Origin of the sequence: Amycolatopsis sp. cmx-11-12 (genome assembly GCF_046269425.1) — a bacterium.
In the GTDB taxonomy this organism is placed as follows: domain Bacteria; phylum Actinomycetota; class Actinomycetes; order Mycobacteriales; family Pseudonocardiaceae; genus Amycolatopsis.
Map to the genome: position 1 here is coordinate 42539 of NZ_JADNQM010000039.1, position 13706 is coordinate 56244.

General features: G+C 65.5%; 14 protein-coding genes. 4 read left to right on the plus strand and 10 right to left on the minus strand.

The genetic code is table 11. From position 1 onward, the window contains the following. Window positions 1-31: 31 nt before the first annotated feature. The 4 genes from ACLARN_RS36325 to ACLARN_RS36340 form a co-directional block, all read right to left on the minus strand. Window positions 32-1423: a hypothetical protein gene (locus tag ACLARN_RS36325; RefSeq protein ID WP_409496007.1), complete on the minus strand. Its 1392-nt coding sequence runs from the start codon at window positions 1421-1423 to the stop codon at window positions 32-34. Between the two features lie 94 nt (window positions 1424-1517). Next, window positions 1518-2582, minus strand: a complete 1065-nt coding sequence (locus ACLARN_RS36330) for a hypothetical protein (RefSeq protein WP_409496008.1) — start codon at window positions 2580-2582, stop codon at window positions 1518-1520. 118 nt (window positions 2583-2700) lie between these two features. Further along, a complete protein-coding gene (locus ACLARN_RS36335; RefSeq protein ID WP_409496009.1) occupies window positions 2701-3519 on the minus strand; it encodes a hypothetical protein in 819 nt (272 codons plus the stop codon). Continuing rightward, complete coding sequence (locus ACLARN_RS36340) at window positions 3516-4277, minus strand: hypothetical protein (RefSeq protein WP_409496010.1); 762 nt, start codon at window positions 4275-4277, stop codon at window positions 3516-3518. Before ACLARN_RS36340 ends, ACLARN_RS36335 begins: the two co-directional genes overlap by 4 nt. A 302-nt stretch (window positions 4278-4579) precedes the next feature. Between ACLARN_RS36340 and ACLARN_RS36345 the strand changes: the two genes are divergently transcribed. Beyond that, window positions 4580-4807 carry a hypothetical protein gene (locus tag ACLARN_RS36345; protein WP_409496011.1) on the plus strand — a complete coding sequence of 76 codons (228 nt, stop codon included), beginning with the start codon at window positions 4580-4582 and terminating at the stop codon, window positions 4805-4807. 1264 nt (window positions 4808-6071) lie between these two features. Beyond that, window positions 6072-6371, plus strand: a complete 300-nt coding sequence (locus tag ACLARN_RS36350; protein WP_409496012.1) for a hypothetical protein — start codon at window positions 6072-6074, stop codon at window positions 6369-6371. 159 nt (window positions 6372-6530) lie between these two features. Here ACLARN_RS36350 and ACLARN_RS36355 read toward each other — a convergent pair whose 3' ends face one another. Genes ACLARN_RS36355 through ACLARN_RS36370 form a run of 4 tightly spaced genes read right to left on the minus strand, consistent with a single transcriptional unit; the run spans window position 6531 to window position 9507 of the window. Next, on the minus strand, window positions 6531-7835 hold the full coding sequence (locus ACLARN_RS36355) for an MFS transporter (RefSeq protein ID WP_409496013.1): 1305 nt from the start codon (window positions 7833-7835) through the stop codon (window positions 6531-6533). After that, entirely contained in the window at window positions 7832-8179 is a 348-nt protein-coding gene (locus ACLARN_RS36360) for a VOC family protein (protein WP_409496014.1), read from the minus strand. Before ACLARN_RS36360 ends, ACLARN_RS36355 begins: the two co-directional genes overlap by 4 nt. Then, window positions 8176-8337, minus strand: coding sequence for a CopG family transcriptional regulator (locus tag ACLARN_RS36365; protein ID WP_409496015.1), 162 nt, complete (start codon window positions 8335-8337; stop codon window positions 8176-8178). The genes ACLARN_RS36360 and ACLARN_RS36365 overlap by 4 nt, the downstream gene beginning before the upstream one ends. A 9-nt stretch (window positions 8338-8346) precedes the next feature. After that, window positions 8347-9507, minus strand: coding sequence for an MFS transporter (locus ACLARN_RS36370; protein WP_409496016.1), 1161 nt, complete (start codon window positions 9505-9507; stop codon window positions 8347-8349). A gap of 77 nt (window positions 9508-9584) precedes the next feature. Between ACLARN_RS36370 and ACLARN_RS36375 the strand changes: the two genes are divergently transcribed. Then, window positions 9585-10142 (plus strand): helix-turn-helix domain-containing protein, encoded by a 558-nt coding sequence (locus ACLARN_RS36375; protein WP_409496017.1) that lies wholly within the window; start codon window positions 9585-9587, stop codon window positions 10140-10142. Window position 10143: 1 nt separating this feature from the next. Here ACLARN_RS36375 and ACLARN_RS36380 read toward each other — a convergent pair whose 3' ends face one another. After that, entirely contained in the window at window positions 10144-10551 is a 408-nt protein-coding gene (locus tag ACLARN_RS36380; RefSeq protein WP_409496018.1) for a VOC family protein, read from the minus strand. A 120-nt stretch (window positions 10552-10671) separates the two neighbouring features. Here ACLARN_RS36380 and asnB point away from each other — a divergent pair, with 120 nt between their 5' ends. Continuing rightward, on the plus strand, window positions 10672-12429 hold the full coding sequence (gene asnB / locus ACLARN_RS36385) for an asparagine synthase (glutamine-hydrolyzing) (RefSeq protein ID WP_409496019.1): 1758 nt from the start codon (window positions 10672-10674) through the stop codon (window positions 12427-12429). Window positions 12430-12446: 17 nt separating this feature from the next. Here the strand turns inward: asnB and ACLARN_RS36390 are convergent, their stop codons facing one another. Beyond that, complete coding sequence (locus ACLARN_RS36390) at window positions 12447-13706, minus strand: nucleotide sugar dehydrogenase (protein ID WP_409496020.1); 1260 nt, start codon at window positions 13704-13706, stop codon at window positions 12447-12449.

Here is a 13706-nt window from a genome sequence, read left to right on the forward strand (position 1 = left end):
CGAGTTCGAGTTCGCCTTCTCTTCGGAAGCTCTAAATCGGCTCATCAACAGCAATGGTCGCATCATCTCGCAGACTGGATTGCAGCAATCCGACAGTCTGCCGGAGTAGATCTGTTGCTCTTCCAGTTGAGCCAATCCAACTATCTTGGACCAGCTTAACAAATGTTGTTCCGTCGATGTGACGATATTGTTCGACGTAGTGCACATCGCCGCCGCTTGGCCCCTTGCTCGGCCTGCTTAGCATAGACCTGACAATCTCCGATGGGATATAGTAGCCCGACGTTAGCTCGTCGTCCGCCAACCCAGTCGATCCGCCGTCGTGGAGAAATTTTACAAACGTAAACCCGCGGCCGATACGATACTCATGGGGATCAACGTCGACGATGTCGTCCTGCATCGCACGAAACGCCAGCATGCGTTCGACTTGGCTGTCCAGTCTTCCATCTGGCCGGAAAATGAGCTCGCCAGTCTTCTTCAGCTTCTGCAAGACCTTGTATTGCACTAGGACAACAGAATCGGGAGCACGTCGCACATAGATCAAGTCGGCCCCAGTGCGTGTTTCAGCAGGAGAAACATTAATGTTCTTGATCAGCAGGCGGCGATCCCTGCTTCGAAACTCCCACCAGCCTGATCGACTGCGTGCAGACCTTTCCCATCCCGGAAAGACTGCGGCGTCGTCTTGAATATAATCATTCTCGACGCCTCGAACAGCTCGGTCGATTTCTTCAGCAAAGCTGGTCGGTTCGGCGACCGGAACAGGCTCCACAGAACGCCATCTTTGTCGGAAGATCCTCAAAGCGGTTGCAACAGCATCCCTGCGCTGCAATTCGCGTGAGCTGCGGAATCTGCGAGCGTCGACATCAATCAGCAAGCTGGAACACAGTCGACCGTAATCTGGAAGAACTTCCTTCAGTCGCTCAGTCACTTTCTGACCGGCAGCCTTCGGCAGTTCCCGGACTGGGCCACCTACCATCTCTAGCGTAATTCGATGTTGAGCGCCTTGCATACCGCTCAAAAGATCCAAGACAGGAAATGGTGCAACAGTTGCCCAGGGTCCTATGGTCATGCGGCGCGTGCCGGGAGCACTTGCCCGCGGACCTCCGTTCACGCTCGCTAAGCCCACGACGGCAAAGCTATCGCTATCCGACTCCGGTTCGCGACCCTCAACAGTCAAGCCACGAGCGGCCAGCAAGAGCACGCTAGATGAGCTCCGTCGCCAGTGTTTAGCGGCGACTATTCGTTCGAGGAACGCGTGACGCACGACGGGTGTATCGCCTGGTTGCTCCTCATCACTTTCATCGGAGTAGCCTTCCTCTTCGCGCTCTCGACGACTGCCGGGAAACGGACGGTATCCAGGCTCCTCGATGCCGCCACCAAGGACGATCTCTCTTTCTTCGGCAGAGAGTAGAAGGAAGCCGACCACTTTGCGAACCCTCCAAATAAGCTCTGCCTACGTCATTTACTCGAATGCTGGCGGCTCCGACGCGGAGACTCTTCTGGAGCTTCCGTAGCGATTATCAACACGCCGCCTCAGACCGCCCGTCATCCTTCGAATGAAGGAGCGCCAGCCGGCGGTTGGTCGTGGCATTGTTCAGCTCGACGGGCACGACGATGTCCCGAGCGATCGGTTCCGGATCGCGGATGACGACGACCCCGGCGACCGCTTCAGTGACCCAGCGGGGTGGTGCTCTGTCGGCGAGTAGGTCTCGGACGTAGTCAGGGGGTCGGTGACGCAGTCCGCCGAGGACGTGCGCAAGGTAGGGCACGCTGAAGTGGCCCCGGTCAGTCGGGAGGTGGCCGAATACTGCGTCCTCGATGGTGTCTGCTTCATCCGAGAGCGCGGCGGAGAACTGCCCGATGCGGATGTCGTGCACCACGTCCAGCATGGTCTTGGCGACACGCCGGGCACCCACTTGCGGGTTCCGCATGAACTCGGCGATGTCCGGGTGGACCGTGGCCAATGGTTGCAGCGCCGGCTGCGGCCGGTCGGGATCAGCGATGTCCTCCAGCGGCGAAGCCCAGTGGAACGCTTCGGCCGCTACGTTCCGGCCAGCCGACGGCATGAGTTCGTGCGCGACGATGCTCAGCACGATCGACACCCCCGCCCGTTCGCGATCGCGGCAATTCGCCCCATCGGGGTGGGCCAGTCCGCAGTCGAGACCGAGGCGGTAGGCGGGTGTACCGCAGTACAGGACATGAGCGGCCGGGACGTCGAACGTGCTGGACGAGGCGAGGAGCTTGTCGATCTGCGCGGGTTCGGTTTTCTTACCCCGGTAGCCGAAGTCGATGTGCCACCCAGACCCTTGGCGCTTGAGAACCTTGGCCTGAGTTAACAATCCAAAGCTGGTGCCGGTGGTGTCGATCCACCACCACAACCAGTCGGCGCCCACGGACTTCTCCTGGTGCTGTGTGAACGGGTAGTACCGCACATCAGGAAAGGCTTCGGTGAGCAGACGGCCCGTGGCCGCCACCTCAGCAAGCTTGCCCTCGGCCTGCAACGCCTTCGACATGTAGTCGTCGACTGCAAGGCGACCCCGCTGAAACGCTCGGTACGGATCTGGCTTCTCGTCACCGCCGGTCACCCCGCTCACCCACCCACTCGCTGGACCGGGCAGGCGTCCAACCACGCCCGCGTCTGACCAGCGATTCTCCCATGATGAAGCCCGGCCGATGCTCTGACGCGCGGCAGTGGCGCTCACCTCAAGCCGCCAAGGTCACGGCGGAGCCGAGCGCGTCGTGTCCAGCATCTCCTCTGGCCGGATCTCCGGAGGTCTGCGCCTGAAACTCCGCCCGGATGATCTTGACAAGGCGTCGTGCTTGAGTAGCACCGATGCCTAGACGAATACGCAGCGTATCGGCCGATATCGGCTTCTGATGAGCCACGCGATGAGTAGCGTCTTCCCGCCGGGCCTGGTCCAAGAGTGCCTCCGGTGCGCGTTTGTGAGGCGCTTGTCGACCGAGTTCCCGCGTGCTGAGTTCCCGCTGCTCGACCTGTCGAGGCGCCGAACTGTCTTCGTCCGACCTTTCGGAAGCCAGCATGCTGGCTTGGTCGACCCTGGCGTCGACCTCGGCATCGGCTGATTGACTGGTTTCGCCGATTGCTTGCAGGAAGCCTGGGCCGACTTCAGCCCAGCCGATCAAGAGGAGCGGTCCAACCGCATCAAACGCCGCCTTGCCGTACTCGCCTGCAACAACTGGGTCGGCCACGTTCAACGCCAACGTGACCACGCTCGCGAAGATCAGCAGCCGGCGGGCCGGACGCAGCAAGTCCGCGGAGGCACCCTTGAGCGCCAGGTGCCGAGTGCCGAGGAGGAGCCCGAGGATCGAGAGGTCGACGGCAGGTGCGACGAGTGGAGCGACCCAAACGGGCACGTCGAGCCGGAGCGCGAGGTTGAGGACGTTGCCGAAGCCGAAGAGGAAAGTCAGGCCGACGACCACGCCCATGATCATGGTGACGGCCTTGACGACGGTGGCCTCGTCCGAACCTGATCGAGTTGACATAGCTGCGGGCCTGGTCATCGGGCACCAGCGGCTTCGACGCGGGGACGTCCGTGGGTGTCTCGGGTGGGGATGCCGCGTTCGCGCAGTTTGTTCAGCACGGTGGTGTGGTTGACGCCCAGGTGGTCGCCGACTCGTGCCAGGGACCAGCCGAGGTTGTAGAGGTGGATGGCGTCGTCGACCTGCTCGGGAGAGAGGCCGCGGCGGCGCATCGGCACGCCGTGCCGGTGGAGGATGCTGCTGACCGTTCGCCGTTCGATGCCGAACCGGTCACCGAGTTCGTACACCGTCGCGCCGGACCGGTAGTCGGCGATCAGCTGCTCGACCTGCTCGGTGCCGAGTTGCCGGGCGCGACGGGGGCGGTCGCGCTTGATCGACGTCGGCTCGGGCGTATCGAGACTGGGGAGCTTCTCGCGGAGTTCTTCCAGGGCCCTGACCTGGTCTTTTGTGTTCGAGTAAGGTCCCCTAACCTCCACAACCGAAAGACCCATACCCACCAAGGGTGTGGGTTTTTTACGTTTTGACCTCCGCTGGACCAGATCGCGGTACTGGTGCAACAGCCTGTTGAATCGCCGTAGCTTTTCGACCGCGTCCTCCGGTACCGGGTCGGGATGGAAGTCCAGCCGGGCGACGAAGGCGGAGTGATCCAACGGCCAGCCCACCTTGACCCAGGCATCGTTGTTCCAGCACACGCAGGTAATCACCGATGGCAGGACGGAGACGAAATCGCGCTGCTGCAGTGTGGGAAGCACTTCGAAGAGGTCGCGGTCATAGGGCACGACCTCCACCTGAGGATCGATCGCCAGGCCACTGCACCGCGCAGATTACGAGGGGACTGATCGACTCGACTCCGTCAGGAGGTGACAGGTTCCCTACCGTCAGGCGGACATTCAGATCGTCCCCGCCCTCATCGTCTTCGGGGACCGGCAGGTTGTCTGTTTTGGCTCTCCCACCGTCGCGGGTTCGTCCGACTGACCTGGGTCGCCGCGGTCCTTGACTCCCCAAACGCCAGAAGTTCACGGACGGAGAAGCGCTCGGGGTTGCGCTCATCGGTATGACTCCGCGCCTCTCGCAAGCGCGCATGGATACGCTTACGCTCCACGTCCTCGTTCTGCCGGTTGACCGCGGCCGCCGCCGTGGAAATCGCCCGGTCGAGCAGTTCCTGGCGAACGGCGTCCAGCATCCGCCGTTGATCGACCACCTGCCAGGCATTCCCGCCGCCACCATGGCGGCCCGGGACGGGGAGCGGAACTCCTCGCCGTCCGACTCAAGCCGGATCCGCCCTTCGTCGGTCACTGTCGCGTCATAGGTCGCGCCGATTCGGCTGCGAATGAACCGGAGTCGGTCGGCTCCGACGTAGCGTCGGTCACCACGTTCACCACTTCCCCAGTCCGGAAAATTTGTGCCGAGACCCGATCGCTTGTTTGAGCACCCGTTTCTCTCGCGGTCCAGTTTTTGCGCGTCGAGGTAAACGGCACCCTCGTCTTCCGTGTCCATTCCGCGCAGGCGCGATGCGATGGCCATCGCTTCTGCCACCAAACCGGCGGGCAATGACATTTTTCGAAATTCGCTAGCTCACGGTTCATCGGCGCACGAATTCCGCTTTTTTCGCGGTACAGCGCCACCGAATCCGATCCTATCGCCACCGTCACCATCACGAACCTGCCTCGCCCCTTCCGGTGTCGGCTATCCCGCCCCACCACATGAGGCTCGATAGCCGAGCTTTGTTCGGTACTGGCTTGAAATCGTACGAAAAGTGTGTAGCCACCTGGCGGCGAGGCAAGTTTTCCCTGCCGGGAGATATATCAGCAGGGATACTCGAACAGGGCCACGCTCTCCAGGCCAGGCAAGGCTGCCAACTGCGGATTCCGTTACCCGACGGCATAAGTTCGCCCACCTGGCAGAATTCGCGGCGACTACGCCAATAGCGTGATGGCCCGACAGAATGATGGCTCAGATACAGGAATCGACGACTTCTACGACGAGTGGTCGATCTTTCGCGGCAAACAGCACTGCACGTGCGGTTGCACGGCAAGTTGCGTGCGCGCAAGCAGCTTGCCCGTGGGCAATATTGCCGTTACCACCCTTTAGATACCAAACCGCTGTGCCTTACTGAAAAGTAACACTTCGATCCCCTCGCAGAGCTCACACGCGAAGTACTGTCAATACACACTTTCGAGTGTATGCTAGGAAATCAGAGAATCTGAATAGCCGCTCTACATCGGAGCGGCCACGACCGCCCGACCGTTCAACCTCGTTTAGAGACCGGTCGGCGATTAATCATGCCCGGGGCTCGCCCTCGACTCCGATCTTCTGCAAGCTGGCCTCAGCGACGGTCTGGGAGGGCGAGTCGTGCAGCCAGCGCGTATGTCGCTCTCCCGCACTCAAAAATCAAGTAAGGACGCGGCCCCCTGCTGGAACAGGGAGCCGCGTGAGTGTTCGTCGCGATACCAGGATCCCGGATAGAGATCAGGAGACACGAGAACATGAAGACCGTACCGGTTGCTACTGGGGAACCGCCAGAGAAACCATCGCCCGATCCGGTCACACGCCTGCCCGAAAGTGGGGCAAGCGTGTCCTTCGGCGCGCCGGAGTACATCACCTTCGACGAGCTACTGGATGCCACGCTGGTGCTTCAGCCGCCCTGCCGGGCGCAGTCCCGCAGCTGGCTGGGTATGGCGGATCGCGTCACCTCCGGCGAGTGGAAGCACACCTGGCAGGCCGCGGTGCTGGTCGCCGTGGTCGGCATCGTCACCTCTGGTGTGTTGCTGGCCGGCTCCGTACTGCTGCGAGCCGCGGCGCTTTCGGCTTTGGGATTCGGCGCGTTGCTGTGGCTGAGCAGGCGCAACACGCCCCCAGCGCGGCAGGCGTAGCCTCGATCGACTGAACCAAAGGGGATATGCCGTGCCGCTGTTGATGCCAGCGGCACGGCATACCCGGCTCAGGCGGCAAATTCGCGCTGCCGCCGTCGCCGCTTGTGGGACAGGTTCCACACGCGGCTCTGATGCAGCCGGTTCAAGATGACGTCGCATTCACTCGGTTGCCTCAGGAGTGACTGCGCGCTGTCGACTTGAGGCGGCCCCCTGTACACCTTCCGGGCTACCGGACCGAGCGGCGATCGCGGCAGCTGCCAGGGCAACGGCGAACAGCGCGTACGAAGCGAACAAGCCAGTGCTGGAGGTACTCAAGGCACCACCGACGGCCCGGCCCAGAAGCTGCCCGACGCATTCCGCGGTGATGACGGCAGTAGCCAGTTCCGCGGCGGAGAAACCGCTGGAACCCGCGGTCGTGGCTCTGATGTACAGCCCCGGATAAGCGAGTCCGACGCCGATCCCGGCGACGGTCCAGGCGGCGAGGGCCACGGGGAACGAACCACCGAAAGCGACGGCGGCGGTGCCGAGGGCCGTCAGGCTCAAGCCCACCACGGGGAAGTGCGCCGAGGTGAATCGGGTCGCGACCAGGCTGGTCACGGCCCAGCCCAGTGGAGCGGCGCTCAGGACGATCGCGGCTTGGCCGAGGCTCGCCTGGAATTCACTCGTCAGGAGCACGGTGATCAGGCTGTCCGCGCCGAAATAGCCGATCGCGAACAGCACCATCGCGCCGAGTGCGGCGGGGGTGCCGGGGCGTAGGCGTGCGGTGCCCGGAGGAAGGATCGCGATCATCCCGACGACGGTGATCGCCGCTCCGGCGAGTGCGAGGGGCCAGAATCCCATGCTGAACACGACGCACGCAGCGCCCAGCGGCACTGTCAAAGTCCGCAGCAGTGGGCGCGGTACCTCAGTGGAATCCACCCCGCCGCGGGCGGCGCGGACCACGAGCAACCGTCCGAAAAGGACGAACGGCACCGGCAGCAGCAGGGTCCAGCGCCAACCGACGAGGTGTTCCAGGCCGAGGGTCGCGGCCGGGCCGATCAGGGCGGGAACGATCCACATCGCCGAGGACGCCGCGACCACCTTCAGCCGAAGTCGTTCGTCGAGGTGCCGGATCGCCGAACTGATACCGAAAACCGCCAGGAGACCGCTGGCGAGACCGGCGGAGAACTGGCCGAGGGCGAACATCCACGCCGTGCGGGACATGGCGGCCAGGAGGAGCCCGCCGAGGTACGCGATCATCCCGATGGCGAGGGTGCCCCGCGGGCCCAGACGGGCGAGAACCCGGCTCGCCAAGGGAAGAGCGACGAACAGGCCCAAGGACGAGCCAGCGATCAGGAGTCCGAGGTTGCTCCGAGCGTCCAGGTCGTCGGCGACGACGGGCAGCAGGGTGGAGGCGACGAAACCGGTCACCGCCGCCGCGAATTCGAGCGCGACGATGCCGGCCGCCAGCCGGACTCCTGTCACGTGTAGAGGTCTCGGTCGTACAGGTTGAGCTGCACCCACACGCCGTCGGGATCCTGAACGCGCAACGAATGACCGAAGCCTTCGTCCATCGGCGGTTCCGGCTCGAAACCGGCCACCCGCAGGCGCGCCGCGACGTCCTCCAGCGGTTCGCCGACCTCGAAGGCCAGTTCGCAGCGGCCCACGTCCTCGCCGGAGGACTGGTGGATGGCCAGTATGCCGCCCTCGGCCGGCAGTTCGACCCATCCGCCGGGGCGTGACTTCGACCCGACCCGCAGGCCGAGTGCCTCATAGAACCGCGTCATGGCCGCGACATCCGAGCTGTAGCGGATCGGCATTACTTTCATCGCTCGCGTTCCTCACTGGTGCGCAGCAGGTAGTCCTCCAGCACCCGCTCGACGAACGACGAGAGCGACTCGTCGGCGTCGACGGACGCGTGCTTCACCCGCTTGATGAGGTCGTTCGGCAAATAGACGTTGAATTGCCGCTTGGCGACCGGGGTCATGCTCGCATGCTAGCAAATGAGCAAGCGGTCATGCGAGCGATCGAGGAGCACGAGTGGGACCGCCAGCAGCGCCAGGGCCGCGCCGATCCACGGGATGGCGGTCAGCGAAGCGCCCAGGTTCAGCGCCCCTGCGGCGAAGGCCGGGGTGAGGCTGATGCCCAGCTGGAAGGCCGACACGGTGGTGGCACCGGCGAGGGTCGGGGCGGAACCGGCGATGGCGAATACCCGCCCGTAGAGCGCCGGGTTGACCACGAAAGCCGCGATACCCAGCAGGAACACCAAAGGCACGACAATCCAGGCGGAAGCAGCGAAGAGAGCGAGCAGCGCGGAGAACACCGCGATGCCGAGGACGCCGCCCAGAAGTGCGTGGTGCGGGCGCCGGTCGGCGATCCGGCCGCCGAGGGACAGGCCGGCGAAGGCGCCGATCCCGAACAGGGCGAGGACGGCGGGGATCCAGACGGCGGGAAGGACGTCCGCCAACATCGCCGACAGGTAGTTGAAGGACACCATGTACGAGGCGGTGCTCAGGATCGTGACGGCGTAGACGCCCCATAGGCGCCAAGAACGCATCGCGCGCAGTTCGCCGGAAAGGCTCGGAGCGGCGGACGCGGTGGCGGGCAGGCCGACGGCGCAGGCGACCACGCCCAGGACGGTGAGCGCCACGACGCCCCAGAAGCCGCCGGTCCAGTCCGTGAAATTGCTGAGCAGGGTGCCCGCCGGTCCCCCGGCCACCATGGCGACGCTGAGTCCGGCGACGACGACGCCCGAGGCGCGGGCGTTGCGGTCGGGGGTCACGAGACTGATCGCGGTCACGGCGGCGACGGCGAAGAAGCCTGCGTAGGCGAGGCCGGCGACGAAGCGGGTGGCCAGCAGGATCCAGTAGTCGTCGGCGAGCAGGCCGGCCGCGATCGCGGTGGCGAACACCAGTTGCGTGGTCATCAGCGCCGTTCGCCGTGGCCACTTCAGGCTGAGCACGGCGAACGGCGGTCCGCCGAGGACGACGCCGAGCGCGAACGCGGTGATGAGCGCGCCCGCGGACGACAGGGAGACGCCGAGGTCGGTGGCGACCGAGGGCAGGACCCCGGCCATCAGGAATTCGGCGCTCCCCATCGCGAACAGGCTGAAAGCGAGGAGGTAGACGCCGGCGGGAAGCCGCGGGGACTCGGTCATGGCACCAGCATCCGAAGCGTCTGGCTGTTTCGGCAAAGAACTTTGCCGGAATCGGGACGAACTGCTGTGCTGGCGGGATGGAGAACCAACCCGCCGTCACCGCGGCCATCGAGCTGATCGCGCCCCGGCTGCGCCGCGCCCGCGAGAAGAAGGGGACGACGCTGGTGGAGCTCAGCCGCGCCACCGGCATCTCCACCAGCACCCTGTCCCGGCTCGAATCCGGGCAGCGCAAGCCGAGCCTCGAACTGCTGCTGCCGGTCATCGCCGCGCTGGGCCTGCGCGTCGACGAGATCGTGCCCTCACCGAGGGTGCTCGAACCGCCCGCGGACGGCCGGGTCCTCATCCCGCTCACCCGGCACGAGGACGGGCCCCGTGCCTACAAGATGACGATCCCGCCCGGCGACGACGAACCCCGGACGCGGACGCACACCGGCCGCGAGTGGCTCTATGTGTTGCGCGGCAGGCTCCGGCTGGTACTCGGAGACCAGGACGTCGTGCTCGGCCCCGGCGAGGCGGCCGAGTTCGACTGCCGGACGCCGCACTGGTTCGGCGCCACCGGCCGCGGGCGCGTCGAGGTGCTCAGTCTCTTCGGCAGGCAGGGCGAACGGATCCACGTCCGCGCCCGCACCCGATGATTCAGACGCGCTGCTGGATACGGATCAGGTTCCCGGACGGGTCGCGGACGGCGCCGTCGCGCAGGCCGTACGGCTGGTCGGTCGGCTCCTGGATGATCTCGGCGCCCCCTTCGGCGAGGTGCTTGAAGAGGCCGTCGAGATCGTCCGAGGAAAACAGAATGCCCGCGTAGGTGCCCTTGGCCATCATCTCGCTGATGACGCGGCGCTCGTCGTCGGTGATGCCGGGGTCGACGGCGGGCGGGTGCAGCACGATCGACACGGGCTGCCCCGGCGGGCCGACGGTGAGCCAGCGCATCCCGTCGTAACCGACGTCGTTGCGTACCTCGAAGCCCAGGAGATCGCGATAGAACGCCAAGGCGGCTTCGGGGTCGGTCTGCGGGAGGAAGCTTCCGTGAATGCTGATGTCCATGCCGGTGACGCTAGGTGAGGTCGGCGTCCGGCGCTTCTCGATTCCTGATCGGTCCGGTCACCGGGCTCATCCGCACGCCGGGAGTTCTCGGCATCGCGGCCCCGGTGCGACGCTGGAAGCATGTGCGGCATCGCCGGTTGGGTGGCATTCACGCGGGATCTGACACGCGAACGGGACACGGTCCAGGCCATGACCGACACCATGCGGAACAGGGGGCCCGACGCGGAAGGCGTCTGGCTGTCACCGCATGCGGCGCTCGGGCACCGGCGGCTGTCGATCATCGACCTCGACGGCGGACGCCAGCCGATGGCGGGCGGCACGGCCGTCCTCACCTACAGCGGCGAGGTCTACAACTTCCGGGAACTGCGCGAGGAGCTGACCGGGCGAGGTCACCGGTTCGGCACCCGCAGCGACACAGAGGTCGTCCTGCGCGCCTACCTCGAATGGGGTGACTCGTTCGTCGACCGGCTCAACGGCATGTACGCGTTCGCCATCTGGGATCGCGACCGGGACGAACTGCTGCTCGTCCGTGACCGGATGGGCGTGAAGCCGCTCTTCTACTACCCCACCCCCGACGGCGTCCTGTTCGGCTCGGAGCCCAAGGCGATCCTCGCCAACCCGTTCGCCGAACGCGTCCTCGACGCCGACGGCCTGCGCGATCTGCTTTCGGTGGCGAAGAACCCGGGGCACGCCGTCTTCCGCGGGATGCGTGAGCTGCCGCCGGGACACACCCTGCGGGTCGGTCGCGACGGTCTCCGGCTCCGCGAGTACTGGTCTCTCCAGGTCCGGGAGCACACCGACGATCTCGGCACCACGATCGGCACGGTCCGGGAGCTGCTCGAAGACACCGTCGCCCGCCAGCTGGTGGCGGACGTGCCGTTGTGCACGCTCCTTTCCGGCGGGCTGGATTCCAGCACGCTGACCGCGCTCGCGGCGCGGACGGCCGACGTCCGGTCCTATTCGGTGAAGGTGACCGATCAGCCGGGCGACAACCTCGATCACGTGCACGCCCGGCTGGTCGCCGACCACGTCGGCGTCAGGTACGAGGAGATTCTGCACACCACCGTCGATCTCCTCGCGCCTTCGGTGAAATCCGCCGTGCTGGCGGCGTACGACCTTCCCATCGCCAAGGGTGACGAACACGCGTCGCTGCACGAGTTGTTCAGGCTGGTCCGGGAACGGTCGACGGTGGCGCTGTCCGGTGAATGCGGCGACGAGGTCTTCGGTGGCTACCGCTGGTACCGGAATCCCGACGCCGTAGGGTCGGGCACCTTCCCGTGGGTCCATTCGGGACGAAGTCGCCACGAGGGGCTCGACCTGCTGTTCGCGCCGGACCTGATGACGAAGCTCGGGCTGCGGGATTACGAGCGCGACAGTCACGACTCCGCGGTCTCCGGGCTGTCCACAGTGGCCGGTGAGGATCAGCTGGAGACCCGGATGCGCGAGGTGACCTACCTCGGGCTGACCCGGCACGCACAGGTGCTCTTCGACCGGAAGGATCGGATGAGCATGGCGTCCGGCCTCGAGGTGCGCGTGCCGTTCACCGACCACAGGCTGGTCGAGTACACCTTTAACGTCCCGTGGTCGATGAAGAACTTCGACGGCCGGGAGAAGAGCCTGCTGCGTGCGGCGGGCAAGGATCTGCTCCCCGCCGAGGTGCTGAGCCGGGCCAAGACGCCGTATCCGTCCATTGAGGATGATTCATACGACCGGATCCTGCGCGAGCGGCTGCGAAAACTGATCCTGGCGAAGGACGAACCGCTTTCGCCGTTGCTGACCGACGAGTTCCCCGAGGGACGGCTCACGCGGCCGGCGCTCGAAACCACGTTGCAGCTCAACGACTGGCTCAAGGCCTACCGCGTCCGGCTCGTACTCTGAGCCGGACGCGGCGCGCCCTACAGCGCCACGACGTGCGCCTCGTGCGGCACGGCTCCCCTGGTGTCCAGCAGCAGCCGCGCGCGGGCGGCGAGTCCGTCCATGTCGTAGGCGGAATGCTGCTGCAGCAGGATCGTCAGATCGGCCGACTCGAGTTCCGCCGTCAGGTCCGTCGCCCGCGGGACCGCATCGCCGTGCACGCGCCAGGCGGCGACATGCGGGTCGTGGTAGACGACGTCGGCCCCCAGCGAAAGCAGCCGTGCCGCGACCGGCAAGGCGGGTGACTCGCGTTGGTCGGCGATGTCGGGTTTGTAGGTCACGCCGAGCAGGAGCACCCGCGAACCGCGCAGCGCCTTCCCGGATCCGTTCAGCATGTCCTGCGCCCGCTCGACGACGTAGCGCGGCATGCGTGTGTTGATCTCCTGCGCCAGTTCGACGAACCGGAACGGGTAGCCGAGTGTGCGCACCTTGTAGGACAGGTAGTTCGGGTCGATCGGGATGCAGTGCCCGCCGACGCCGGGCCCCGGTTTGAACGACTCGAAACCGAACGGTTTCGTGGCCGCGCAGGAGATGACGTCCCACAGGTCGATGCCGAGTTCGTGACAGAACACCGCCATCTCGTTGACCAGCGCGATGTTCACGTGCCGATAGGTGTTCTCCAGCAGCTTGGCCATCTCGGCCTCACGGGTTCCCTTGGCCGGCACGACGTCGTCGACGAACCGGCCGTAGAACCTCGCCACCGCCTCGGCGCACGACGGCGTCATCCCGCCGACGACCTTCGGGGTGTTGCGGATGCCGTAGATCGCGTTACCGGGATCTACGCGTTCCGGTGAGAACGCCAGGCAGAAGTCTTCACCCGCGCGGAGGCCAGACCACTCCAGGATCGGCGAGACGACCTCTTCGGTGGTCCCGGGATAGGTGGTCGATTCGAGCACCACCAGCGTCCCCGGTTTCAGCTGGCGGCTGACCGCCTCGGCCGCGGCCTTGACCGCGCCGAGGTCCGGGCCGCCATCGGAGCCCAGCGGGGTCGGCACACAGATCACGATGACGTCGGCCGAGGCCAGCACGCCTTCGTCGGTGGTGGCGGTGAACCCCGCTTCGGTCATCGTCGCCACATCGGCGTCCGGGATGTCGTCCACATGCGACAGTCCGGAGTTGAGCCCGGCGACGACACGCTCGTCCTGGTCCAGCCCGGCGACGGTGAGCCCGGCCCGGATGGCTTCCCTGGCCAACGGCAGCCCCACATACCCCAGGCCGATGACCGCGAGATCCTTCTGCAT